Below are 23,070 nucleotides of genomic sequence, written 5' to 3'. Positions count from 1 at the left end.
TTCGACACTGGGGGCAGAGAGCAGGACGAAGCGGTACGTGAGTACCAAAGTTCAGGCGGTAATCGGATCGGCATTCACCCATAGCTCATCACGCAATGCGCGATGCTGAAGCGAGATGAACAGGGAATCAAGCAAGGAGCGATGCACCGACTGCCTATGCTTCTGCCTACGGACTTCCGCAATTCGGGTCCCGAAATCCACCTGCACCTTCACAGGGGGAACCATGACAACTGTCTCTGAAAGTTGCTTGATGTTAAGAGTGGGCTGCGCAACCGTGCGCAGTTCATCCCTGAAGTACTGCTGAACGCTCGCTGAGCGAAGATGCTCGGCCAAATACTCTCGCAGCGGAACGTCCGAGATCGGGATCCGCGCGACAGCACGCGCAATATTAGACCCGACATCAGACTTACCCACAAGAGCGACCGATCCAATAGAACCGACGCAGCCAACCAGAATTTCGTTCCCCCGGAGACGAGACCGCGAATATTTCGCCTCGATCTGAGGGGCGATCCTCTTGATTGCGGAGCGGTCCACTCGCCCGCCGGAGAGGTCGCCTACGCGCACAAGAGGGACACCCTCCGAGAAATCATCACCCGGCTGGACGACACCGTAATTGATTCGGTCATCCGAGTCAGCCAGATTGGCCAGGCTATCCACAGGCCAACCATTAGGGTTTTCGCGCGGGTTGCCGAACATTTCGAGGAAGATGGACTGAGTGAGGCGGTCGAGGAGAGCAACAGCTTGTTGCCGCTTGGAGCGGAGTGCGTCTACGCGCTCCAGCACCTGCACGATGCGGCGCTGCTCGGCAAGCGGGGGCAAAGACAGGGGCTGCCGGTAAGCGTCTTCACGATTGAGCCCAGGAATCGCGGCTGCGCGATTCAGGGTAGTCAAGCCAAGAGACGGCAGCACATAGGACAACCATTTCAGATCACACTGCGTCGAATTCACATCGATGTAATAGGTAGTGTCGATCGGCCAACAAGGGTTCTTTGAATAGTGAATCTCACCAAACGACCCCTTTCGGCCAATCACGACCACGGGACCCGAAGTGAAAGGTTTCACATGGGTTCCGACCACTCCGTTTGATCCGTATACGTGAAAGTCTCCGGGGATACGCGATTTCGCAGGCAAACTCTTTCCGTATTTAAATTCACAGATTTCGCCAAGCGTAACCCTTGACCAAGCCGAAGGTAGACTCATCCCAGCATCCCCTTCAGTTCACTCATACCCTGCTGGATCTCTGCCTCAATCTGAGCGAGCTCTTCCATGATCTCGTTCGGTGTCTGATGATCAACCTCTTCGTGGACGATCTCCTTGTACCGACTGAGACTCAGATCGTATCCTTGGTCGGCAATATCAGCTTTAGGTACGCAGAAGCTCTGATCGGTCCGTGCCCGGTTCTGCTCGCTGCCGTTGCGACGTCTCCAACGTGAAAGCACGTCGGGCAGGTTATTCCTGGCGTGTTCGGACTCGCTCAACGCATCGCTATCGACCAGCGCCCCAACTTTGTCCTCCGGCAGTTGCGGGGTACGCTTGTCGTCAAGGCTAAGACCGTCTGCCATGACTTCGTAAAACCACACGTTATCCGTGCCTCCACTGTTGGTCTTAGTGAAGAACAGGATCGCTGTTGACACCCCCGAGTACGGCTTGAAGACGCCGCTTGGCAGCTTTACCACCGCGTCCAGCTTGTGGCCTTCAACAAGCAGTTTCCGCAGCTCCTTATGTGCCTTGCTAGAGCCAAACAGCACCCCCTCGGGCACGATGACCGCAGCCCGACCACCAGGCTTGAGGAGGCGCAGGAACAGCGCAAGGAACAGCAGCTCGGTCTTCTTGGTCTTGACCACCTTCTGCAAGTCGGCCGCCGTCGAGTCATAGTCAAGGCTGCCAGCGAAGGGCGGGTTAGCGAGGATGAGGGAGTACCGGTCGACCTCGCCCGCCGCGCTCTGCGCAAGCGAGTCGCGGTATCGGATGTCGGGGTTCTCGACTGAGTGCAGCAGCATATTCATGCTGCCGATGCGAAGCATGGTGCTGTCAAAGTCGAAGCCGTGGAACATGCTCTCGTTGAAGTGCTGCCGCTGGGCCGGCACGAGCAGCGCCTCGCGATGGGTGCGCTCCACATACTCGGCGGAGGAGACCAGGAAGCCGGCCGTACCGCACGCCGGGTCGCAGATCTCGTCGCCCGGCTGCGGGGCCATCATCTCCACCATCAGCTGGATGATGTGCCGGGGCGTACGAAACTGGCCGTTCTGCCCTGCCGTGGCGATCTTGCCGAGCATGTACTCGTACAGATCGCCCTTGGTGTCCTTGTCGCCCATGTCGATGCCGTTGATCATGTCGACGGCCTTGGCGAGCAAGTTCGAGGTGGTGATGGTGAAGCGGGCGTCCTTCATGTGGTGCGCGTAGGTGGAGTCCTCACCGCCCAGCGTGCGCAGCCAAGGGAAGACGCCGTCTCGTACACGCGTGAGCATGTTCTCGGGGGACTCGTTGATGAACACCGACCAGCGCAGGACCTTGGTGTCGTCCGTGTAGATCGGGTTCTCGACCGGCCGTCCGGTGCGATTGGCCTTGTTCTCCTTGGCCTGCTCCAGGATGTCCAGGCGCCGGATGAACATCAGGTAGGTGATCTGCTCGATGACCTCCAATGGGTTGGAGATCCCGCCAGACCAGAAGGCGCCCCAGAGTCGGTCGATCTTGCTCTTCAGCTCACCTGTAATCACGCAAGCAGGCTAGCGTGTCCCTCTGACACATGGCGGCCGATCGGTAGTCGGTGCAGTGCGCCAGGCTCGTGTCAGACCGTCCTGGCGTGCAGAAAGCCCAGCATGGTGAGCCCTTCGTTGCGGCAAAGGTGGTCGGACGCACCGCCGACTTCGGTCTGGAGGAGTTGGTAGGTCGCGCCGTGTGTCTGGCCCCAGTGCATGGCAGCACGCCACAAGTGCCGGCCGAGACCGTGCCCGCGCGCGTCAGGGTCTACGGCGAAGTACTGCGGCATGAGCTGGGCCATGCCTGTGGGGTCGGGGCAGATCTCCATGGGGCCGATGGCACCGACAACACGGTCCTCCAGCACGGCCACGAGGACCGGGCCGCATCCCTTGGCCCTCATCTGCCGGTCGAGGAAGGCGAAGCCGTCGGCCGCCATGGTTTGGGCGAAGGTGGTGAAGGTGCGGCGGACGGGGAGGGGCCAGTCTTCGAGCCGCCGGACGGGGCCAACGGAGGGGGAGTAGTGCCGCGCCGTGAAGTCCTGGAGCTGGATGCGGACCCCACGAGGATGCGGCGTCTCCGGGCCCAACGGCCGGACAACGCGCGCAGTGGCTGCTCCGTGAACTGCCGCGAGCTTTCCCGCGAGCTCGGCGGCCTGGTCGAGCACGTCTCCTCGTTGACCGTAGGCGAAGACTTTCACTGTTCGCCCGCCGCGGGTCAGCAGGGTGGGGATGAGCGTGTGGTCGGGGTGATGGACCACATCGTCGACGAGGACAGCCTCCTGCTTCTCCGCGCCCCAGCGGCGGTCCTTGTCGTACGGCAGGAAGCTCCGGTCGGCGGCCACAAGGAGGGTGGCTTCGAAGAGGTCCACCGACAGGGCCTGCGGGTGTACAGGCCCGAGGGTGGGCACGACCGGTGCGGTGAGCACGGGGCGGAGCCAGTCCCAGCGGAAGACCATGCGGTCACCTTAGCGCTGTACGTGAGGGCGCTCCGGCCCGTCGGTGGACGGGCCGGAGCGCGTGGGCCGGCTGCGGGTCAGAAGGGGTTGTCGTCGCCGGCGTCGCAGGAGCACTCGGCGCTCTCGACGACGTCGTCGAGGTCCGCGACGAGCGTCACGGCGGCCGAGGCCACCGGGGGCGCCGCGCGGCGGGCGCTGCTGGGCGGCGCGGTCAGGATCTGTACCGGTACGGGTCCGGGCGTCATGGGGTCACCTTCTCTTTCTGTGTGTCTCCGTGCTGGCAGTAGCTGTGCAGCGGCGCCTTCGCCTCCTGGTAGTGCTTGGCCAGGGGGCGGCAGACCCGGCAGGTGCCGGACAGGGCGCAGCCCTCGCACCCTCCGGTGCGAAGCATCAGGCGGTCGGCGATCGTGCCGAGCCGTCGCAGTCCTTCGACGCCTTCGGCCATAAGGTCGATTTGCTCCTCGCGGCCGACCTTGCAGATCGAGACCTTGGCGTGCGGGTCGGCGTGGAAGAACGTGTGGCCGGCGTTGCATCCCGCGAACGGTTCGCGCTGGCGGAGGTGGTCGGCGGACTGGGCAAGGAGGGGTTCGCCGCCGCCGTAGATCGTCGGGGTCATGTTGGTGTACGCGTGGTGCTCCACGCCCCACTCCTGGGCAAGCGCGGCCATCGCGTCGGCCTCGCGGGCGTTGTCCTCCGTGACGACGACATTGATACGCAGCGGAAGCCCGGCGGCGCGGGCGGCGCCCATCCCCCGCCGGAACGCCTTCCAGGCTCCGCGCCGCTGGGTGAGCGCGTCGAAGGACTCCTCGCTCGCGCCGTACATGCTGACGACGAGGCGGTACGGCGGGCACTCCCGGAACAGCTGAAGCAGGTCGGGACGGAACAGCAGGGAGCCGTTGGTGGAGACCGTGAGCATCATGCCGCTGAGCCACGCGTACCGGTAGGCGTTCTGGAAGTCCGGGTCCATGGTCGGTTCGCCGCCGGTGATCTGGAGCCAGATGACGCCGGCCTCGCGCATGATGTCGAGGAGCTCGACCTTGTTCTCCCAGGTGAGGCTGGAGAAGGGCCGTTCGCCGAGGTAGCAGTGCTTGCAGCCGAAGTTGCACCCGAGGTTGATCTCCCAGGAGGCCCGGCAGTATCCGTACGCGGACGGCTCCCGGATCAGGACCGTGTGCTTCGTCGGGGCGCCGTCGACATCGAGGCCCCAGGCGTCGGCCGCCAGGTCGACCGCCCAGGACGGCAGGGGCTGGGCGTTTACGGCGGCGGCTCGGAGCTGCTCGTAGTGGGTGGCCGGGATGCGGGCCCCGGATCGGGCTCCGGGGCGGAGCAGGAGGTGGCCGTCGAGGAAAGGGGCGGCGATGAGCTGGTGCATGGCGTTCCTTTCGCGGGTGGGGTCAGCAGTGCAGGGAGCAGTCCGGGCACGCGCGGCCCGAGATCGGGTCCGTACCGCTGCCGCCACAGGTCGGGCAGACGCCACCGCGCGGCACCGACGGCGAGAGCTGGATGCGCCCGAACAGCAGTCGGTTGGCCGCGAGAGCGGCGTCCAGGTAGGTGTCGAGGCGAGCGGCGTCCGCAGACTGTGGCAGCGCGTCGAGACCGAGCACGAGGATCGCCTCGCCGGTGCGGGCGACCAGTTCGTTCCAGGAGCGGCGAGTGGGGAGGGGCAGTCGACGGGAAGCCCCGGGCACGTGCAGCAGCGCGCGGTCGCCGACGAGCCGCAGACGACGTCCGAGACGCGGGATGACTTCACGGGCTCCGGTCAGTCCACCGAGGCATCCGGACAAGCGCCGCATGTGGTCCTCGGTCGTCGCAGCGGTGCCGCCGTTGGTCGGGGCCGGAGTGTGCGTGATCAGGATGCGTGCAATCTCGCGGTTGTCCGGTCCGGCACCCTGCCAGGTCCAGGCGGCGAGAGACACGTGCAGGCGCAGTTCGGGGCTCGGTGGGATGAGAGCGAGGCTCATGCTGCCGTCCTTCCCGAGGCTTTGAAGCACGACCAGACGATCTTCCCGAGCGGGGTGCGGTCCTCCACGCCCCAGCCGTCGGCGAGCGCGGTCACAAGGAGCAGCCCGCGGCCGACGGTGTCCGTGTCGTCAGGGCGACGAGGGTGGGGGCGTCGGCTGCGGCTGTCGTGTACTTCCAGGCGCACGGCCTCGTCGTCGGCGTCGATTTTCACGAGGAAGCCTCGGCCGGGGGCCGTCCCGTGGAGCACGGCGTTGGTGGCGAGTTCGGAGACGCAGAGGCGGACGTCGTCGCCTCGGTCCAGCAGGCCCCAGCTGGTCAGGGCCTCGGCGGTGAACGTCCGTGCCTCGGCGACCGACTCGGGCCGGGACTCGAAGAACCGCTGGGTCGTCTTGGTCATCGCGATGGTCCTCATGACAGTGACGTGGCGTCTACGACGCGGGTGGTGCCCGAGGGCGGGCGGTGAACGGGACCGCTTCGGGGAACGGTCGAGGGCGTGGGACGCGCCCGTCGGACCAGCAACAACCGGGCCCCGGCGCATTCGATTTGGTGTCCCCGTTCGACCGCCACGGACTTCGGGCCCAGGTGGGACATGGCGGGGACGACGACGCCGTAGACGTCCGGCAGTGCGAGCGCGTCGAGGAGACCGTTGAACGCCGCCGAAGCGGCCCCGGTGGCCTCGCGATCGGTGAAGAGACCGGACAGCCGCAGCTCGTGGGCGCGGCAGTACTCGGCCAGCGAGGCGGCCAGCGCGTTCTGCCGTGCGCGAGGTACGCGTATCAACCGTAGGAATCCGTAGACGACCGGGCCGCTGACCAGGCGGTGTTCGGTGAGGGGTTCCATGTTCAGGACCGTCCAATGGCTCGACTCGTGGTGACGCATTGAGCATGTCGGCGACCCAACTCGCACGGAATCGACGCTTGTTCTACTTCCGTTCCACTTCCGTCCCGCCGCGTCCTCGGGTCTGCTTCGATGGCTGGTGGAAGGGAGCGAAGCGTGGCGACCGTGCATCACTGGACCGGGCTTGAGGCGAAGGCGTTGCGGCTCGCCCTGAGGCTGAGCGTGCGGTCCTTCGCGGAGCGTCTTGGCCTGGCGGTCGCGACCGTGTCCAAGTGGGAGAGCAAGCTCGCCGCCACCGAGCCGAGGCCCGATACCCAGGCCATCCTCGACACGGCCCTCGGGCGGGCGGACGCGGCGGTCCACCTGCGCTTCGAGACGCTCCTGTCGGAGATGGCCAGCTCCGTCGCGACCGCCGGCAGACGTGTCACCCCCTCCGGGCCCCGGGCGTGGGAGTACGAGTCATGGGCCGATGACCTCGACCGCGTCGTGATCGCCTTGTCCCGGCAGGACTTCGCCTTCGCCGACAGCCTTCTCACGCGGTGGCTGGGCAGGTTCACGGCCCACGAGCTGGATGAGAAGGGCCTGTACCTCTTCGGCCGCTCCTCCACCTTGCTCGGCGACCTCAAGCGCGATCAAGGCGTCGTTCTGGGCCCGCTCTCGGCGCAGCATTCCTACAACGGTGCCCGGACGGTCTTCACTCAGCTCGACATCCCCCGCCGCGTCGCCCAGCTCGATCTGTCACTCGCGGTCGTCACCGAGATGTCCGGCAAGCTGGAAGTCGCTGCCCATAGCTACGAGTCCCTCGCCGTCGACGACCGCCTCTCGCGCCGCGACCGGGCTCGCGCACGCCTGTGGGTGGGAACGGCGTTGAGCAAAGATGGTGAGCACGACTACGCGACCCGCGTCATGCAGGCGGCGACCCGCGAGTTCGAGGACCTCACCGAACCGGAGGACTGGTCGGTCGCCCACCAGAAGCTCGCTCTGGCCCGCCGTGGCGTCGGCGATCTCTCGCAGGCCCTGCACTTCATCGATATCGCCAGAAGCAGCGGGACGACCGACTCACCGATGCAACGCGTACGTCTGGACACCGCTCATGGCCACATCCTGCTTTCCGATGCGGCGACCCGGGATGATGGAGTCCTCGTCCTCGATCGGGCCGCCAGGATAGCCACGCAGTACGGGCTCGTGCACCAACTGCGCAGCATCGAGGGCATCAGGGCCATGGGTGAGGGGCTGACCGGCCCCCAGCAACGGTGACCAGGGAGAAACGCGTGCGAAACGACCAGCAGGGCATCACCGAGGACCAGTGGCACCAGGCCAGGCTGATCTGGGACTACCACCAGATGCAGCACGAGCTGCGACCTGTCGACGTGGCAATCGGGCTGGGAAGCCATGATCTCGGCGTCGCGACCCGCTCCGCCGAGCTGTACCGTGCCGGGCTCTTCGAGACGCTGGTATTCACCGGTGGCAACAGCCCCACCACTGCCAAGGTCTTTCCTCGGGGCGAGGCGATCCACTTTCGTGAGCACGCCATCGACCTGGGCGTCCCCGCCGATGCCATCCTGTTGGAACCGCACGCTGCCAACACTGGAGAGAACATCACGCTCTCCCGCGAAGTCCTCGCCGCCTCCGGTATCCGTCCGGCCACGGTGCTGCTGGTCTCCAAGCCGTACATGGAACGGCGATCGTTCGCGACCGCCCGCAAACTATGGCCCGATGTCGAGTTCCTGTGCGCGTCAGAGCGGTTGGAGTTCGACGACTATCTGAAGAGCATCGGGGACGAGAAGCTCGTTCTCGACATGCTGGCCGGCGACCTCCAGCGGGTCATCGAGTATCCGAAGCTCGGATTCGCCATCGAGCAGGAAGTTCCTGAGGACGTACATGCAGCGTACGAATCTCTCATTCGTTCCGGCTTCACCAGCCGCCTCATCGCCTCGTGAGCGGCCTGCTTCCAGCGGCCAGTGCGCGATCCACCAACCCAACCTGTTCCCGAGGCTGACGACGCTGGCCAAGCTGTTCGCGGCGGACTACTGGATCGTCCTGGACGACGTGCAGTTCACCCGCCGCGACTACCAGCACTGAGCGCGCCTCGCCGCCGTCGAAACGCCGGACCGCCAGCAGTGGCTCTCCATCCCCACCCATCTCCCGAGCGGGCGATCCACCCTCATCCGGGAAGCGCTGATCGACGACACCGAACTCGCCCGCCGAAGGACCGCCGGAATGCTGCGGCAGAACTTCGGAGCCGGCCCGTACTGGTCCTCCCTCGCCCAAGCTCTGGACCCGGTGCTGGACGCCTTCGCCACCGGACGGACCGCAGTGGTCGCGGAGACCTCCACCCGCGTGCTGCTCGACCTGCTCGGCTGGCGGGGCCGGATACTCAGGAGCAGCCTCCTGGCCGCCGGGCCGGGCCGCTCCCTGCGACTCGCCGACCTGGCCGCCGCGACGGGCGCTCGCGTGTACCTGTGCGGGACCGGCGGCATGACCTACCTCGACCCCGCCCCGTTCGCCGCCAGGAACATTCCCGTGGCCGCCTTCCGGCCCCCGACCACCGGTATCTGGTCGACCGCACGCCGGCTCAGCTCTCTGTGCGCCCTGGCGGCTCTCGGCCCGGACACCCTAGCCGCCCGCCTCCGCGCGGTTGCCGACGACCATGCCGCGCTCGGGGCCGCTACCGCCGGGGGTGGCCCCCTCGCTCGGGAGCGGTAGCAGGCGCCGATGGACGCGGCTGGGCCGAGCCCGTACCGCTGGCGGCTGGTATCGATTGCGTCGAGCGGAGCCGGGCGGCTTCGGCTCGAAGGTTGCGTACGGGGTCGCGGCCGACGTGTTGGATGCGCGTGATCAAGGCCCGGACCGGGCGGCGGGCTGTATCGAGTTCGCGCTGTTCGGCGGCTTCCTTGAGGAGCTGATGCGGTTTGTGGCCACGCGCCTCCGCGTCGGCGAGGACTGTCGCGAGTGCTGGCCAGTCCTCGTCGGCGAGGATGCGTTCGGCATGGCCGGGGACTGCGGTGCGCACGTCGTGGGCCAGAGTGCGGCGGGTCTCTTCGCGCGGCAGCCGGAGTTCCAGCTCGGCGAGCGTGGGGGCGAGGACCTGGTCGACGGCGGTCTGAAGGTGGTCGAGGGCCCGACGGGCGGCGGCAGACTGCTGGGCGTGGCCCTTCGCTTCGTGCCAGCGCTGGGCGAGGACGGCCGACCAGATCATGGCGGCGAGCAGGGCCGCGAGCGCGCTGCCCTCCGGTCCGGTGGCGGTGTGGACAATGTCGCGGGCTGCGAGGCGCACGGTGTCGGCGACCCGGTCTTCGGCACGGACCTGTGAACGTTGGGCGCGGGCGAACTCCCTCGATGCTGAACGGATTTCGCCGCGCAGGTCTGCGGGGGCGCGCTGCGCGGTAGCTTCGATCAGTTCACCGAGCGAGGCAAGGTGAGCCTGAGCCCGCGCGTCCGCGCCGGGCCCATCCCCGGTGCTGCCGGTAAGTTCGGCGTGGAAGCTGTCGAGGGCGTCGGTAGCCTGGTGCCAGGGGGTGGTGTGCTGGGTGCGCCGCGCGGTGGGGTGCTCCTCGGACGTCGCGGTCTCCAGGCGAACCCGCAGTTTGGGGACGCTGAGGTCGGGGGCGATCTTCCCGCCCGCTTGATAGATCTGCTCGCCTTTCGCGTTCTCGTCGCCGGGGCGGCCGACGGCATAGCCGAGGAGGTCGCCGGAAGGGCCCCGGCGGGGCTTGACCGCAACTCCGTCCGCTTCGAGGTACGTGAGCAGCTCCTCGGCGTCGGTGACGTGTGGGATGGCGGCACGGATGCGGTCTTCCAGCCACTGTTGGGTGGTCTGCTCCCATCCGAGACGGTCGGCCTTGTGCATCTCGGCCTGTGCGGGGCGACGGCTGCCCGTTCCGTCCCCCCTCTTCAACTGTCTTAGCCCATAGTCCTTTTCGATCTCGCGGCATTCGTGTCCGACGCGGACCCCGCTGTTGTGGCGTTTGGGACGGCGACCGTCTTCGCGGACGGTGGTGGCGAGGATGTGGATGTGGTCGTCCGCGTGTCGGACGGCGATCCAGCGACAGGCCAGGTCGTCACCCGCAGGCGCGATACCGGCCGCGTCCACGATGCGACCAGCGATCTCGCCCCACTCAACATCCGAGAGCTGACGGTCCTCGGGCGCCGCACGGACGGCGCAGTGCCACACATGGTCGGTGACCGGCTTGCCGAACTCGCTGTTGCGCAGCCGGACCGGCGCATCGAGATGGCGGGCGAGTTCGGTGAGAGTCGCGTTCTCCTCGCGGCCGGGGTCAGGCAGGCCGAGCATCGCGAAGGCGGCCACGAGATGCGGGTCGAAGTGCTCATCGTGTCGGCCCGGGCCGTAGAGATAGGCGAGCAGTCCGCGGGTCTTGGACCCGGCCGGCTTGATGGCGGCGATCACGCGGCCTGTTCCTTCCCGGTCTCGTCAGATTCACACAGGGCCTCGGCAAGCAGTTCCAGAAGACGGTGCAGGCCGTCGAGACGGTGACGCAAGTCGGGCAGGGTGAGGTCGCTGTTGAGCGCCCGGGCGATCTGGTTGATGTTGACTCCTATGCGATTCAGCTCGCGGAGCACCTGTGCGCGGAACATGTGGGTGCGGCGGCGGTCTTCGGACAGGGGCAGGTTGGCGGTGAACCGGCCGGTGAGGAAGGCGAGGACGATGTCCGCGGCGAAACCGGAATCCCCCTTGTAGCCGTGCTCCGCAGCGGCCTCTTGGAGGGCTGCGTGTTCGTCGCCGGTGAAACGCAGTGGGCCGACACGGACGGTTCGCTTGGTGCCGGTGAAACGGCGGATTGCCGGCTGGACACGCTGCACCGCTCGCTCATCGGCTGTCGGTTCGACGGCAGGTGCGGGGTTGAGGATCTGCTGCTGGGCGACATGGAGCTCGTCCGGGACGGGGCCGCCCTCGGTCCCGGCCTCCCGGCCCGGCGCCCCCTGGCGCCGGGCCGTCTCCGCCACCCCTGGGGCGGAGCTCCCCGAAGACCGGCCTTGAGTCGGACTCGGGGTACTACTGGCTCCGCCCGGGGCCGCCCGTCCGAACGCCTGCCGCAGACGCGAGCGCAGCGTGAGGGACTGCGGCGAGGCGGTGGATTCAGCGGAGGAGTTGTGGGGCGTGGGCTGGTCGCGCTTCAAGGGATCCCCTCCGGAGGGCGGCTCGGCGAACAGAGTTGGGGGGCCTGGGTGATACGGCCATCGCGTTGTCCACAGGTGTGGACGCCCGTGAGTCGGTGGCGCTGCTCGGGTGGTGACCAGACGGGTTCCGGTCACCACCCGATCGGGTTCGGCGTCATCGCTTGGAGACGGCTATGCCCTCGGCTTCGAGTTCCGGCCGAAGCAGTTCCATGACCTCGGTCTGCCGCTCGCTCCCGATCGTCAGGTCGCGTTCCTTCACGGCCGCTCGGAGCAGGCCGCGCGTGAGTTTGCCGTGCTGGTGGCCGGTGGACCGGCCGATGTCCGCCAGCTCCGCGATGGTCGCCTTCGGCGGGCGACCACCGACCGGTTTGGCCTCCGGCAGCCCGGAAGTGGGTTCCGTCCGCTCGGCGGCATGGGCGTGCGGATCGTCGGCGGTGGCGGGCTGCCGTCGGCTGTCGTCGGGATCGCCGACCGGCCGGTTCCATGCCTGTGCGGAACCGGCGTGCGAGAAGTCGTCCGCCGGTGCGATGAGATGGTGGATCTGTCGCATCAGGACGCCGAAGGCGATCATCGCGGCCGCAGGAGGCACTGCAGCGACCACGTAGTCGAGAAGCGGGACACGCGCATTGCCCGTACCGCTGACTCCGGCGACGTTCAGCGCGATGGAGCCCACCGCGCCGGATGCGGTGACAGCGATCGCCCAGGGGTCGGTGGTACGCCGCAGCGCGGCGCGCAGCAGGAGCAGTTCGCCCGCGACGATGAAGGCATCCAAGGTGGCGGGCCAAGCCCACCTACGGATACGGGACGCGCCGAGCCCGTGCTGGCCGGCCACGTCGGCGAGGTGCGCGTAGGAGAGCCAGAAGGCTCCGGCTGTCAGGGCGATGATGACGACGCCCGCCGCGCCAAGCGCGAGCTGTTCGGCGGCAGCGCGCTTCCGGCTCTGTTCTTCGATGCGGGCGCCATCCCCGAGCTGCGGTGAGGGTGTGGTGAGGTGCGGGCTGGTCAAAGGGGAAGCTCCTGGGCTTGGTGTGTGGGGCGTCTTTGCCGTCTCGGCCGTTGCAGGCGCAGGTCAGCGCGGGACGGCAGCGCTTTCGATGTGCCGCCCCGGGCGAGCGCTGTCAGCGTCTTATCCCGCCTTCGGGAGAGGTGCCGCTCCGAGTTCCGGGCGTCCGTGCTCTCCCGCGCCGGGACGGCCGCGTAGGGACAGCCGTCCCAGCAGGCAGGACCGTGGCCTGCGGCGATACGGTGAGGACGCCTGGGACGGGGCAAGACGTGTCGGGGCGTCATCCCGTAGTCGTCGGGACCGACCGGGACTCGTCGGTTGCCGTCTTGGGCTCGGCTGCCGTCTTGCCGCCGGGGCTCCTGACCTGGGCGATCACGGCAGGGACGGCAAGTACGGCAGCCAGGGGAGGGGGTCAGCCGCCGCTACGGCTGGTTTCCAGCGGGTGCACGGTCGGGCAGTAACGCCGCCACGCGTCGAGGAACTTGTTGCGCATGTAGCCCTTGCGCTGCGACCTGTCGGCCATACGCACGTTGCCGGGGCGAATGTCGTAGTCCCGCAGCATCGCGCTGAGCTCCCGGGCCGTCAGGCCGTACCGTCCTCGCTCGCCCCACGGTGCTTCGGCATCCGCGTTCAGGTGGTGCAGAAGGTCTTCGGTGGACAGACTGTCCGCTTCCCGCTGGGCGAAGAAGACCCGCCGGATGTCGGCGAGGATGCGCGCCCCGCTGGGGTGGTCCTCCTCGGCCGCCACTTCGGCGGCGACCATACGTGCGCACGCGATGCGGGCCAGCCGCGGCCAGTGACCGCCCGCCAGATCGGCGACGATCACCATGGGCTCCCAGGTGTCCGCCGCTCGGTCCTCGACCGGCATGTCCGGTTCCAGGAGCGCGGCGCACTCCAGCTGAGGGAGAGCCCAGCCACGGATGCGGTCGCGCATCTCGTGCAGGGCGGGGACGTCGCGTCGCGAGCGGAAGGGTTTGACCTTCTCGCCCTCGGCCCTGCGGCGCATACGGATGACCACCGACCGGTCCATGATCGTGTCGGGCAGGTCTCCGATGCCCGCGATGGCCGCCATGGCGAAGGTGGCGAACCGGTGCGGGGTGTGGTCGTTGCCGACGACCCGCGTGACGTACCGCCCGCGCTGGTGACCGGCGTTGAGCAGGCCGCGCATCTCCTCGTTCTTCTCCGCGAACTTCGGTCCGAAGATGGTGTCGGCCTCGTCCACCAGCAGGGTCGGCGGCTCCTCCTCGTCGATCGAGCGGAAGATCGCCGCCGGGGTGGTGTTGATGGTGAGCATCGGCTCGTGGACCGTCTCGGTCAGCACGTCCAGGAGTCGCGACTTCCCGCACCTCTTCGCAGGCCCCACCACCGCCAGGCGGGGGGCGTGCTGCCACGAGGGCTGGAGTTGTGTGGCTGCCACCCACAGGGTGATCGCGTCGAGCGCCTCGGGCGAGGGTGCGATGACGAACTGGGCTATCTGAAGACGCAGTTCGTCCAGCAGCTTTGAGCCCGGTGTGGGCTCCGTATCGGGTCGGGACTCCAGCTCCCTCGCCGGGTCTTCCTCGTCGGAGCCGCTGGCGGCCGTACCGACGGTCAGACCCGTTGCGGTCTCATCGGCCGGTTCGGTGCGCGGGTGGACACCGGGTCGGCCGGGGACGGCCGTGGCGGGCCACGCCGCCGGGGCGGGCGCGGAATAGGCGTCAGGGTTCTCGGGTTGCACTGGGCGGCTCCTCGTCTGGCGGTGTCGGGCTTGCACGCCCTTTCCGCCGGGTCGGTTCTCATGGGATTGCAGGGGAGTCCTGGAGCCTCCGGCGTTGCACCGCCGGGGGCTCTTTCCCTTCTCGCGGGGACTTCGGTGCCGCGAGCGACCACGGACAGTACGTCCACGCCGTGGCACAGTCCAGCGATTCTGTGTCAGCTCAGCGCAGAAATACCCATTGGCCGCCTGACGCTTCAAGCTGCGAGGCCCAGTAGAGCCAACAGGTCGGCGGTCACCACCCGGTAGGCGTTCCCGAGCCGGAGCACCTTGCACGGGTACTCGCCGCGCTTGGCCAACTCGTAGCCCTTGCTCCGCCCCAGCCCAAGTGCCCGGTTACCCGTCTCCAGGTCAACAGCCGCCGGGAGCCCCAGAAGCTCGTCGCGGCTCATCCCCTTCAAGCGACTGACACCCTCGTTCTCGTTCACGCGCACTCCATCCACGACTGGGCCCACAGCGAACGCGACCTCCGCGCCCGTCTCCAGGTCCGAAATCAACGATAGGCAAGCTAATGTGTCTACATGACACAACGCCGCCGTCACAATGGACCGAATACGCCCGCAGACGAGGACGACGTCCCCGAGTGGGTGGATCAGGTCATGCACACCGTGGCTGCCGAGGTTCGCCGACGACGAAAGGAACTGGGTTTGAGCGCACAGGACTTGGCTGACAAGTGCGCGGAGATCGGCCACCCGATCCCGCGCAACGTGATCGCCAACATGGAGTCCGGTCGGCGCTCCACGCTGCCATTGGTCGACGTCATGGTCCTGGCCGAGGCACTGGAGACCCCGCCCGTCTGCCTCATCTATCCCGTCGGATACGTCGATTCGGTCCAGCAGCTTCCACTCAGGCACTCCACCTCCCCGATGAGCGCGCTGCAGTGGTTCACCGGAGAAGAGACCGATCTCGGCATGAACGACGACATGCTCCGCTACTTCCGCGCCCACCATGCTGCCGAAGAGCAACTACGGACGGCGCTCCGCGACGAGGACTACGCCCGCTACCACGCCAAGACCGCGCCGAACGCCGACCGGAAGGCAGAAGCCCTCCGGCATCAGGCACATGCCGCCGAGGCAGCCGATGACGCACTCGACCGCCTGCGCGCGGCCCGCGCCTTCATCGAGGAGGAAGGAGCCACTCCCCCGTACTTGTGGCCTGACCTGGCCGCCGTAGTCGATCCACCCGAGAGCGATCCCAACACAACCGAGGAGTAAGACCTTTGAAGGGTTCCACCTACCGCCGCTGCTCCTGCCGAGACCCGAAGACCGGGAAGGAACTCGGCACCTCCTGCCCCAAGCGCAACAGCAGGAATCACTGCACCTACTCCGTGCGCCAGGAGCTCTCGCCCCTCGAGGACGGCAGCCGGCGCTCCTTCGCCCGGGGCGGGTACGCGAGCCTCAAGGCCGCCCAGGCCGATCTCGACCACGTGCGCGCCCTGCTCGGGCTGGCCGACTCGGACGACCCCGAGGGCACCGAATCCGTCTCCGAGATGCTGTCCGAGGTCAGCCGCGAGCGCTCCTCCCTGCCCGAGGTCGAGGAGACGAGGCGCCGCCTCAGCTCCGGCCAGGACCTCATCGGCAGCCTGACCGTCGGCGAGTGGCTCGACCGATGGCTGGCCGCCAAGCGCATACGCAAGTCCGGCCTCAACCGCTACGAGACCGACATCCGCGTCCACCTGAAGCCGCGCATCGGCCAGCGGCGTCTGGACCGGTTGCGCGTCAGTCACCTCAGCGAGATGTTCGCGGACATCCGCGACGCCAACACCGAGATCCTGGAGCACAACGCCCAGCGACGGGCAGCGCTCGACGCGCTGGCAGTGGTGCCGTGGAAGGGCGCTGAGAACCGGGCCCGCCGCAAGGCCATGAAGGCCGCGATCGACACGATGCCGCCGTTCCGGCGGGTCACCGGACCCGCTACGCGCCTGCGCGTGAAGGCCACGCTCCGGTCCGCCCTGAACGACGCGATCGGCCAGCAGATCATCACGTTCAACCCTGCCGCCCACGTCGAGATCGACCCCGTACGCAAGCCCAAGGCGCTCGTGTGGACCGACGAGCGGGTCGCCAAGTGGGAGCAGACCGGCGAGAAGCCCTCGCCCGTGATGGTGTGGACGCCGGAACAGACAGGTGCCTTCCTTGACTTCGTCGCCGAGGACCGGCTGTACGCCATGTGGCACCTGATCGCGTTCCGGGGCTTGCGCCGTGGCGAGGCGTGCGGGCAGCCGTGGTCGGAGACGAACCTCGACACCCACTCCCTCACCGTCTCCTCGCAGCTCGTGCAGGACGGCTGGGATGTCGAGGCATCCGATCCGAAGACGTACAGCGGCTACCGAGTGATCGCACTCGACGACGACACCGTGGGCGTCCTGAAGCGGCACCGCGAGCGCCAGGACGCGGACCGCACGGAGTGGGGCACGGCCTGGGTCGAGACCGGCCACGTCTTCACCCAGGAGGACGGCTCCTGGCTCCACCCAGGCAAGGTGACCGACCTCTTCGAGCGCTTGGTCGCCGCCTCCGGGCTCCCGCCGATCCGCCTGCACGACCTGCGGCACGGCGCGGCCACCCTCATGCTCGCCGCCGACATCGACATCAAGATCGTGTCGGACACCCTCGGGCACAGCGATACCCGGATCACGCGCGACATCTATCAGAGCGTGCTCCCCCACGTAGGCAAGAGCGCCGCCGAGGCGACCGCGAAGCTCGTCCCTCTCCAGCGCAAGGCCGAGCGGGAAGCGCAGGTCCGGCAGGCCGCCGAGGAAGCGAAGAAGGCCGCGAAGGCGAAGACCAAGCGGAAGAAGAAGGCCAAGGCCAAGAAGACCGCGAAGAAGGGTTGACCCCCGCTCCGCTCACGCATCGCTCACGCAAGCAACGCCACGGCAACCCGGCCGTGTGAGCCGCCATGTCCCGAGCACCAGAAAACCCCAGGTCACGGCGCATGTGACCTGGGGTTTCTCGGAGCCGCCTTCGGGATTCGAACCCGAGACCTACGCATTACGAGTGCGTTGCTCTGGCCAACTGAGCTAAGGCGGCTGGTGTGCTGTTCCATGGTGGTGCAGCAGCCTCGGCAAGTCTACACAGTTCTCGGGGGTGGTTCCGACCAGGTGGGGGGCCGGGGTCAGTGGCAGGTGGTGTGGGGGGTGGGTGGGGTGCCGGTGAGGAGGTAGGTGGTGAGGGTGGTGTCGATGCAGGTGCTGCCCCTGTTGTATGCCGTGTGGCCGTCGCCGTCGTAGGTGAGGAGGTGGCCGGAGGTGAGCTGGGCGGCCAGGGAGCGGGCCCAGCGGTAGGGGGTCGCGGGGTCCCGGGTCGTGCCGACGACGACGATCGGGGGTGCGCCGGGGGCCGTGATGCGGTGCGGGGTGCCGGTGGCCCGGTGGGGCCAGTCGGCGCAGGTCAGGGCGGTCCAGGCCAGCGCGCGGCCGAAGACCGGGGATGCCTTCTCGAAGTCGGGCAGTGCGGCACGTACCGCTGCGGGGCCCGTGAAGGCCGGGGGTGCGTCGAGGCAGTTCACGGCGGCGTTCGCGGCCATCAGGGGCGAGTAGCGGCCGTTCGCGTCGCGCTCGTAGTAGGCGTCGGACATGCTCAGCAGCGTCGTGCCGTCCTTGTCCGCTCCGCTCGCCTCGGCGAGGGCCCGGCGCAGCGCGGGCCAGGCGGCCTCGGTGTAGAGGGCGGCGATGATGCCGGTGGTGGCCTGCGCCTCGGTGAGCCTGCGGGTGCCGTCGTCCGTACGGAGCGGGGCGCGGTCGAGCGCGGCGAGGAAGGTGGCGAGCGCGCGGTTCGCGGCGGGTTCGGTGGTGGGAAGAGGACAGTCCTCGCGCCGCGCGCAGTCGCGCAGGAAGGCGCGGAAGGCCGTCTCGAAGCCGGCCGTCTGATCGAGGTTCAGGCGGCGGGAGTCGATCGAGGGGTCCATGGCGCCGTCGAGGACCATGCGGCCGACGTGGTGCGGGAAGAGTTCCGCGTACGTGGCGCCGAGGAACGTGCCGTACGAGGCGCCGACGTAGTCGAGCTTCCGTTCGCCGAGCACCGCGCGCACGATGTCCAGGTCACGTGCCGCCTCGGCCGTCGAGACGTGGCCGAGGAGCTTGCCCGTACCGCTGCGGCAGGCGTCGGCGAAGCCGTGGAACGAGCGGCGCAGCGCCGCCGTTTCGGCCGCGTCGTCGGGGGTGAGGTCGGTGGCGGCCCAGCGGTCCATGGCCGGTCCGTCGAGGCAGTGCACGGGGGCGCTGTGGCCGACGCCGCGCGGGTCCACGCCCACCAGGTCGTACCGCGCCCGTACCGCTTCGGGGTAGTGCTCGCCCGCGTACCCCGTCAGGAAGTCCACCGCCGAGCCACCGGGGCCGCCCGGGTTGAGCAGGAGGGAGCCGAGGCGCTCGCCGGGCCCGCTCGCGGGCTTGCGCGCGACGGAGAGCCGCACCTCGGCGCCGCCGGAGTCCGCGTAGTCGAGCGGGACGCGGACGGTGGCACAGGCGAAGCCGCGCTCGCGAGCGGGGGGCGGGGTGCGCGGTGGTGGGGTGCGGGGCGGGCTTGCCGCATGGGTGCCAGTCGGGGTGCTGGCCGTAGTACGGGACGAGGCGGGCTTCGTACGAGGGCTCCGCCGCCCGCGCCTTCCCGTCCGTGGCCGGCGCGCCTGCGGCCGGAGCGGCGCCGGCGAGGGCGAGCGCGAGGACGGTGGCGAGCCCGGCGCTCCACCGCGCGCGGGAAGGGAGGGACGGGCGGCGGGGCGGTCGGCTCATGCGGCGAGCTTAACGGTGTGCGAAGCAGTGATTACTATCCGCGCGTGTCGTGCTCCTGTTCCCCCGTCACCACAAGCGGACACACCATGGTCTGGCCCACGACGGACTCACCCCGCCCTGAGCGCCATCGCCATCGACTCCACCGCCAGCAGGGGCGCCACGTTCCTCGCGAGTGCCTCGCGGCACGCACCGATCGCCTCCATGCGGCGCAGGGTCGATTCCGGGCGGCTCTCCCGCGCGATGCGCTCGACGGAGTCCCGTACGTCCTCGTTGGCGATCTCCGCGCCCGCGCCGAACTGGAGCGCGAGCACGTCGCGGTAGAAGCCGGTGAGATCGAGGAGCGCGAGGTCGAGGCTGTCGCGCTGGGTACGGGTCGAGCGGCGTTTCTGCCGGTCCTGGAGTTCCTTCATCGCCCCGGCGGTGCCGCGTGGGAGCCGGCCGCCGGCCTGGGCGCCGAGCGCGGCCCGCAGTTCCTCCGTCTCCTTCTCGTCCGTCACCTCCGCGACCTCCTTGGCGTCGTCCCCGGCCGCGTCGATCAACTCCTGCGCCGCGCGCAGCCCGGCACCGACGTCCCCGAGCCGCACCGGGAGCTTCAGCACCGCCGCCCGGCGGGCGCGGGCCCGCTCGTCGGTCGCGAGCCGGCGCGCGCGGTCGATGTGCCCCTGGGTGGCGCGCGCGACGGACGCGGCGAGCGCCGGATCGACGCCGTCCCTGCGGACGAGGAGGTCGGCGACGGCGTCGACGGGGGGCGTCCGCAGGCTCAGGTGGCGGCAACGGGAGCGGATGGTGGGCAGCACGTCCTCCAGCGAGGGGGCGCAGAGCAGCCAGACCGTACGGGGCGCGGGCTCCTCCACGGCCTTGAGCAGCACGTTCCCCGCGCCTTCGGTGAGGCGGTCGGCGTCCTCCAGGACGATGACCTGCCACCGCCCGGTGGCCGGCGAGAGCTGCGCGCGCCGCACCAGGTCGCGCGTCTCCTTCACACCGATCGACAGGAGGTCGGTACGGACGAACTCGACATCGGCGTGTGTGCCGATGAGCGCCGTGTGGCAGCCCTCGCAGAAGCCGCAGCCGGGCTCCCCGCCGAGGGCCCGGTCCGGGCTGACGCACTGGAGCGCGGCGGCGAAGGCCCGCGCCGCCTCGGCCCGTCCGGAACCGGGCGGCCCGGTGAACAGCCAGGCGTGGGTCATCCGCGAGCCCGCCGCCGCCTGCCCGCCCCCGGCGACGGTCGTGACCAGCGCGTCGGCGTCCTTCGCCGCCGCGGCGAGCTGAGCGCTCACCCGCTCCTGGCCCACCAGGTCGTCCCAGACCGCCATCGGTCACCGCACCTTTCGTCGTACCCCGCCCTCCATTGTGGGCGAAGGCTCTGACAAGCGAGGAGCGGACGGGGCTCGCCCGGCGGCGTCAGTCCTTCCGGGCGGGGAGCGAACGGACTCGCCCGGTGACGTCAGCCCTTCCGGGCGGGAAGCGAACGGGCTCGCCCGGTGACGTCAGTCCTTCCGCCCGCGCCCGCCCCAGCCTCGGCGCTTCCGCTCCTTCTCCTGGGAGCCGGAGCCCGCGCCGGAACCGGAGCCCGGACCCGAGCCGGACGCCGCGTCGGGACCGGTCCCGTTCCCTGGCCGCTCGCGGGGTTCGTAGTGCGCTCCGAGGAGTTCGTCCGCGAGGGTCGGCAGGTCGTCGAGCGGCGTCTCCTCGGCCCAGGCGGGGCGGGGGCGGCGGCGCGGGGCACCGGTCTCGTCGACCTGGGGCAGCTCGCGCGTACGGTCGTCGGGGCCGAGTGCGCCGGGGGGCGGGCCGGGGCGCTCGTCGCGGAAGAACCCGGGCGGGACCCTGTCCGCGGGATTGTCCGCCGGTGCCCGCGAGGCAGCGCCGGGGGCCGCGGTTCCGGGCTCCCGGTACCGCGGCAGCACCGAGGTCTCGTCCTCGGCGCCCTCGCGCCCGGTATCCGTCGTCTCGCGGTACTGCGGCAGGACGGTCGTCTCGTCCTCGGCACCGTCGCGCCCCGCATCCGCCGGCTCGCGGTACTGCGGCAGCACCGTCGTCTCGTCCTCGGCGCCGGGACGTACGACCGGGGTGGACACCGTGGTGTCCTGGTCGCCCGCCGCGAAGCCGCCGCCGGACCGCGGCGCCTCGTCCCGTACGGCGTCGGGCTCGTCCCGTACCGCCTCGGACTTGTGGAAGCTGACGACCGGCGTCGGCACGGTCGTCTCGTTGTCGGGGACGGACCCAGCGGACCCGGCCGACCCACCGGCCTCCCGTTCCGCCTGCTCCGCCCGCTCTGCGGCCTCCCGTTCCGCGGCCTCCCGTTCCTCGGCCTGCCGGGCCGCCTCCCGTTCCTCCGCCTCGCGGGCCGCCGCTTCCTGCTCCTCCGCGAGCTTCCGCGCCCGCTCGGCCCGCAGCAGGGCCTCCTCGGCCTTGCGCTGCTTCTCGATACGGCGCTGCTCGGCCTCCTCGCGCAGCCGCTTCTCCTCGGCGGCCTGCTTGCGGAGCCGTTCCTGCTCGGCCTCGCGGGCCGCGGCTTCCGCCTCGCGCTTGCGCTGCTCCTCCTCGGCGCGGCGGCGTTCCTCCTCCTCGCGCTGGCGGGCCTCCTCCTCGCGGCGCAGTTCCTCCTGCCGCCGGGCCTCCTCCAGTTCGCGACGCTTGCGTTCCTCCTGCTCGGCGCGGAGCTTCGCGAGCTGTTCCTGCCGCTCCCGCTCCTGGCGCTCCGCCTCCGCCTTGCGCGCGGCCTCTTCCTCGGCCTTGCGCCTGGCCTCCTCCTCGGCCGCCTTGCGCGCCTCCTCCTGGGCCTTGATCTCGGCCTCGGAGAGGGGAAGGAGCTGGTCGAGGCGGTGTCGCACGGTCCGCGTGACGGACTCGGGCTCCTGCGCCCCGTCCACCACGAGGTACCGCTCGGGCGCGGCGGCCGCGAGGGTGAGGAACCCGGCCCGCACCCGCGCGTGGAACTCGGCGGGCTCGGACTCCAGGCGGTCGGGCGCCTCGGTGAAGCGTTCGCGCGCGGCCTCGGGGGCCACGTCGAGGAGCACCGTCAGATTCGGTACGAGGCCGCCGGTCGCCCAGCGGGAGATCCGCGCGATCTCGACGGGCGAGAGGTCGCGGCCCGCGCCCTGGTACGCGACGGAGGAGTCGATGTACCGGTCGCTGATGACGATCGCGCCGCGTTCGAGCGCGGGCCGTACGACGGTGTCGACGTGCTCGGCCCGGTCGGCCGCGTACAGCAGCGCCTCGGCCCGGTGCGAGAGACCGGCGCTGGAGACGTCGAGGAGGATCGAGCGCAGGCGCTTGCCGACCGGCGTGGCGCCCGGCTCGCGGGTGAGGACGACCTCGTGGCCCTTGGCCCTGATCCACTCGGCGAGCGCCTCGGCCTGCGTCGACTTGCCCGCGCCGTCGCCGCCTTCCAGGGCGATGAAGAAACCGGTCGTCGAGGCCGCCTGCGCGGGTTCCCCGCCACGCAGGGCCTCCCGCAGATCGCGGCGCAGCGGCACGCCGGCGCGGTCGTCGGTCTTGGCGAGGACGAGCGCGGCGACCGGGAGGAGCAGCGCGCCGACGAGCATCAGGGTGTACGAGGCACCGGCGTGGTCGAAGGTGAACTTGCCGTTCTCCACGCGGTGCGGGCCGATGAAGGCGGCGACGACCGGCGCGGCGACGGCGGCGAGCGCGGCGGTCAGGCGCGCCACGGTCTGGAGGTGCTCGGCCGTACGGGCCCTGCGTGGCTCCTCGGTCTCCTGGTCGAGCAGCGCGTGCGCCGTATTGGCGGAGACACCCGCCGCGAGACCGGCGAGCAGCAGGAGCAGCAGGACGGTGGTGATGTCGGGGACGAGCCCGGCGACCAGCAGCGAGAGCCCGGTGAGCGCGAGGGCGAGCGCGAGCAGGCGGCGCCGCGAGAGCGCGGGCAGCACGGAGCGCGCGCCGCGGATGCCGAGCGCGGTGCCGCCGACGAGCGCGAGCACGAAGAGGCCGTACGCGACGGGGCCGCCCCCGAGGTCGCTCGCGTGCAGCAC

At 69.5% G+C, this 23,070-nt stretch carries 19 protein-coding genes, 1 tRNA gene and 2 pseudogenes; 5 read left to right on the top strand and 17 right to left on the bottom strand.

What is annotated here, in order from left to right:
* Window positions 1-51: 51 nt before the first annotated feature.
* The 8 genes from G3I42_RS25500 to G3I42_RS25470 form a co-directional block, all read right to left on the bottom strand.
* The gene (locus tag G3I42_RS25500; protein WP_164289682.1) at window positions 52-1,200 is read right to left on the bottom strand and encodes a restriction endonuclease subunit S; all 1,149 of its coding nucleotides are present in this window, start codon (window positions 1,198-1,200) and stop codon (window positions 52-54) included.
* The gene (locus tag G3I42_RS25495; protein ID WP_164289680.1) at window positions 1,197-2,717 is read right to left on the bottom strand and encodes a class I SAM-dependent DNA methyltransferase; all 1,521 of its coding nucleotides are present in this window, start codon (window positions 2,715-2,717) and stop codon (window positions 1,197-1,199) included. The genes G3I42_RS25500 and G3I42_RS25495 overlap by 4 nt, the downstream gene beginning before the upstream one ends.
* 71 nt (window positions 2,718-2,788) lie before the next feature.
* On the bottom strand, window positions 2,789-3,655 hold the full coding sequence (locus G3I42_RS25490; protein WP_164289678.1) for a GNAT family N-acetyltransferase: 867 nt from the start codon (window positions 3,653-3,655) through the stop codon (window positions 2,789-2,791).
* A gap of 77 nt (window positions 3,656-3,732) precedes the next feature.
* Window positions 3,733-3,900 (bottom strand): hypothetical protein, encoded by a 168-nt coding sequence (locus G3I42_RS37120; protein WP_009067805.1) that lies wholly within the window; start codon window positions 3,898-3,900, stop codon window positions 3,733-3,735.
* Window positions 3,897-5,027, bottom strand: a complete 1,131-nt coding sequence (locus G3I42_RS25485) for a radical SAM protein (RefSeq protein ID WP_164289676.1) — start codon at window positions 5,025-5,027, stop codon at window positions 3,897-3,899. The genes G3I42_RS37120 and G3I42_RS25485 overlap by 4 nt, the downstream gene beginning before the upstream one ends.
* A gap of 22 nt (window positions 5,028-5,049) precedes the next feature.
* Window positions 5,050-5,616: a hypothetical protein gene (locus G3I42_RS25480; RefSeq protein WP_164289674.1), complete on the bottom strand. Its 567-nt coding sequence runs from the start codon at window positions 5,614-5,616 to the stop codon at window positions 5,050-5,052.
* Complete coding sequence (locus tag G3I42_RS25475; RefSeq protein WP_164289672.1) at window positions 5,613-6,014, bottom strand: ATP-binding protein; 402 nt, start codon at window positions 6,012-6,014, stop codon at window positions 5,613-5,615. Before G3I42_RS25475 ends, G3I42_RS25480 begins: the two co-directional genes overlap by 4 nt.
* A gap of 11 nt (window positions 6,015-6,025) precedes the next feature.
* Complete coding sequence (locus G3I42_RS25470) at window positions 6,026-6,457, bottom strand: hypothetical protein (RefSeq protein ID WP_164289670.1); 432 nt, start codon at window positions 6,455-6,457, stop codon at window positions 6,026-6,028.
* Between the two features lie 153 nt (window positions 6,458-6,610).
* Here G3I42_RS25470 and G3I42_RS25465 point away from each other — a divergent pair, with 153 nt between their 5' ends.
* The 3 genes and pseudogenes from G3I42_RS25465 (at window position 6,611) to G3I42_RS25455 (ending at window position 9,160) form a co-directional block, all read left to right on the top strand.
* The gene (locus G3I42_RS25465) at window positions 6,611-7,711 is read left to right on the top strand and encodes a helix-turn-helix domain-containing protein (RefSeq protein ID WP_164289668.1); all 1,101 of its coding nucleotides are present in this window, start codon (window positions 6,611-6,613) and stop codon (window positions 7,709-7,711) included.
* Between the two features lie 14 nt (window positions 7,712-7,725).
* Window positions 7,726-8,394, top strand: coding sequence for a YdcF family protein (locus tag G3I42_RS25460; protein ID WP_164289666.1), 669 nt, complete (start codon window positions 7,726-7,728; stop codon window positions 8,392-8,394).
* Window positions 8,336-9,160, top strand: a pseudogene (locus tag G3I42_RS25455) (WbqC family protein). Before G3I42_RS25460 ends, G3I42_RS25455 begins: the two are co-directional and overlap by 59 nt.
* Here G3I42_RS25455 and G3I42_RS25450 read toward each other — a convergent pair.
* The 5 genes from G3I42_RS25450 to G3I42_RS25430 form a co-directional block, all read right to left on the bottom strand.
* Window positions 9,123-10,862 (bottom strand): relaxase/mobilization nuclease domain-containing protein, encoded by a 1,740-nt coding sequence (locus tag G3I42_RS25450; RefSeq protein WP_164289664.1) that lies wholly within the window; start codon window positions 10,860-10,862, stop codon window positions 9,123-9,125. The pseudogene G3I42_RS25455 and the gene G3I42_RS25450 overlap by 38 nt on opposite strands.
* Complete coding sequence (locus tag G3I42_RS38480) at window positions 10,859-11,419, bottom strand: plasmid mobilization relaxosome protein MobC (protein ID WP_164289662.1); 561 nt, start codon at window positions 11,417-11,419, stop codon at window positions 10,859-10,861. The genes G3I42_RS25450 and G3I42_RS38480 overlap by 4 nt, the downstream gene beginning before the upstream one ends.
* Window positions 11,420-11,747: 328 nt before the next feature.
* On the bottom strand, window positions 11,748-12,599 hold the full coding sequence (locus G3I42_RS25440; protein ID WP_164289660.1) for a DUF2637 domain-containing protein: 852 nt from the start codon (window positions 12,597-12,599) through the stop codon (window positions 11,748-11,750).
* A gap of 409 nt (window positions 12,600-13,008) precedes the next feature.
* A complete protein-coding gene (locus tag G3I42_RS25435; RefSeq protein WP_164289658.1) occupies window positions 13,009-14,313 on the bottom strand; it encodes a DUF3631 domain-containing protein in 1,305 nt (434 codons plus the stop codon).
* Between the two features lie 233 nt (window positions 14,314-14,546).
* Window positions 14,547-14,741: a hypothetical protein gene (locus G3I42_RS25430; RefSeq protein WP_164289712.1), complete on the bottom strand. Its 195-nt coding sequence runs from the start codon at window positions 14,739-14,741 to the stop codon at window positions 14,547-14,549.
* A gap of 129 nt (window positions 14,742-14,870) precedes the next feature.
* Between G3I42_RS25430 and G3I42_RS25425 the strand changes: the two genes are divergently transcribed.
* Window positions 14,871-15,563 carry a helix-turn-helix transcriptional regulator gene (locus G3I42_RS25425; RefSeq protein ID WP_164289656.1) on the top strand — a complete coding sequence of 231 codons (693 nt, stop codon included), beginning with the start codon at window positions 14,871-14,873 and terminating at the stop codon, window positions 15,561-15,563.
* A gap of 5 nt (window positions 15,564-15,568) precedes the next feature.
* Complete coding sequence (locus G3I42_RS25420; RefSeq protein WP_164289654.1) at window positions 15,569-17,179, top strand: site-specific integrase; 1,611 nt, start codon at window positions 15,569-15,571, stop codon at window positions 17,177-17,179.
* 122 nt (window positions 17,180-17,301) lie between these two features.
* On the opposite strand, the gene G3I42_RS25415 is transcribed toward G3I42_RS25420, so the two are convergent.
* From G3I42_RS25415 to tmk, 4 genes and pseudogenes are all read right to left on the bottom strand, one after another.
* A tRNA-Thr gene (locus G3I42_RS25415) sits at window positions 17,302-17,375 on the bottom strand.
* A gap of 85 nt (window positions 17,376-17,460) precedes the next feature.
* A pseudogene (locus tag G3I42_RS25410) lies at window positions 17,461-19,075 on the bottom strand (alpha/beta hydrolase).
* A gap of 107 nt (window positions 19,076-19,182) precedes the next feature.
* Entirely contained in the window at window positions 19,183-20,388 is a 1,206-nt protein-coding gene (locus G3I42_RS25405; RefSeq protein ID WP_164289652.1) for a DNA polymerase III subunit delta', read from the bottom strand.
* 174 nt (window positions 20,389-20,562) lie between these two features.
* The coding region (gene tmk, locus G3I42_RS25400; protein ID WP_164289650.1) for a dTMP kinase at window positions 20,563-23,070 on the bottom strand (2,508 nt) is incomplete at its 5' end.

The sequence above is a fragment of the Streptomyces sp. SID11385 genome (assembly GCF_010548245.1).
In the GTDB taxonomy this organism is placed as follows: Bacteria; Actinomycetota; Actinomycetes; order Streptomycetales; family Streptomycetaceae; genus Streptomyces.
Note: the sequence above shows the minus strand (reverse complement) of the source record. Positions and strands in the feature narration are given on the sequence as shown.

Bases quoted from the DNA above. Each gene is read 5' to 3' on its own strand.
- G3I42_RS25470 (WP_164289670.1), bottom strand. From the start codon at position 6,457: ATGGAACCCCTCACCGAACACCGCCTGGTCAGCGGCCCGGTCGTCTAC.
- G3I42_RS25425 (WP_164289656.1), top strand. From the start codon at position 14,871: ATGACACAACGCCGCCGTCACAATGGACCGAATACGCCCGCAGACGAG.
- G3I42_RS25485 (WP_164289676.1), bottom strand. From the start codon at position 5,027: ATGCACCAGCTCATCGCCGCCCCTTTCCTCGACGGCCACCTCCTGCTC.
- G3I42_RS25500 (WP_164289682.1), bottom strand. From the start codon at position 1,200: ATGAGTCTACCTTCGGCTTGGTCAAGGGTTACGCTTGGCGAAATCTGT.
- G3I42_RS25480 (WP_164289674.1), bottom strand. From the start codon at position 5,616: ATGAGCCTCGCTCTCATCCCACCGAGCCCCGAACTGCGCCTGCACGTG.
- G3I42_RS25430 (WP_164289712.1), bottom strand. From the start codon at position 14,741: ATGAGCCGCGACGAGCTTCTGGGGCTCCCGGCGGCTGTTGACCTGGAG.
- G3I42_RS25405 (WP_164289652.1), bottom strand. From the start codon at position 20,388: ATGGCGGTCTGGGACGACCTGGTGGGCCAGGAGCGGGTGAGCGCTCAG.
- G3I42_RS37120 (WP_009067805.1), bottom strand. From the start codon at position 3,900: ATGACGCCCGGACCCGTACCGGTACAGATCCTGACCGCGCCGCCCAGC.
- G3I42_RS25490 (WP_164289678.1), bottom strand. From the start codon at position 3,655: ATGGTCTTCCGCTGGGACTGGCTCCGCCCCGTGCTCACCGCACCGGTC.
- G3I42_RS25475 (WP_164289672.1), bottom strand. From the start codon at position 6,014: ATGACCAAGACGACCCAGCGGTTCTTCGAGTCCCGGCCCGAGTCGGTC.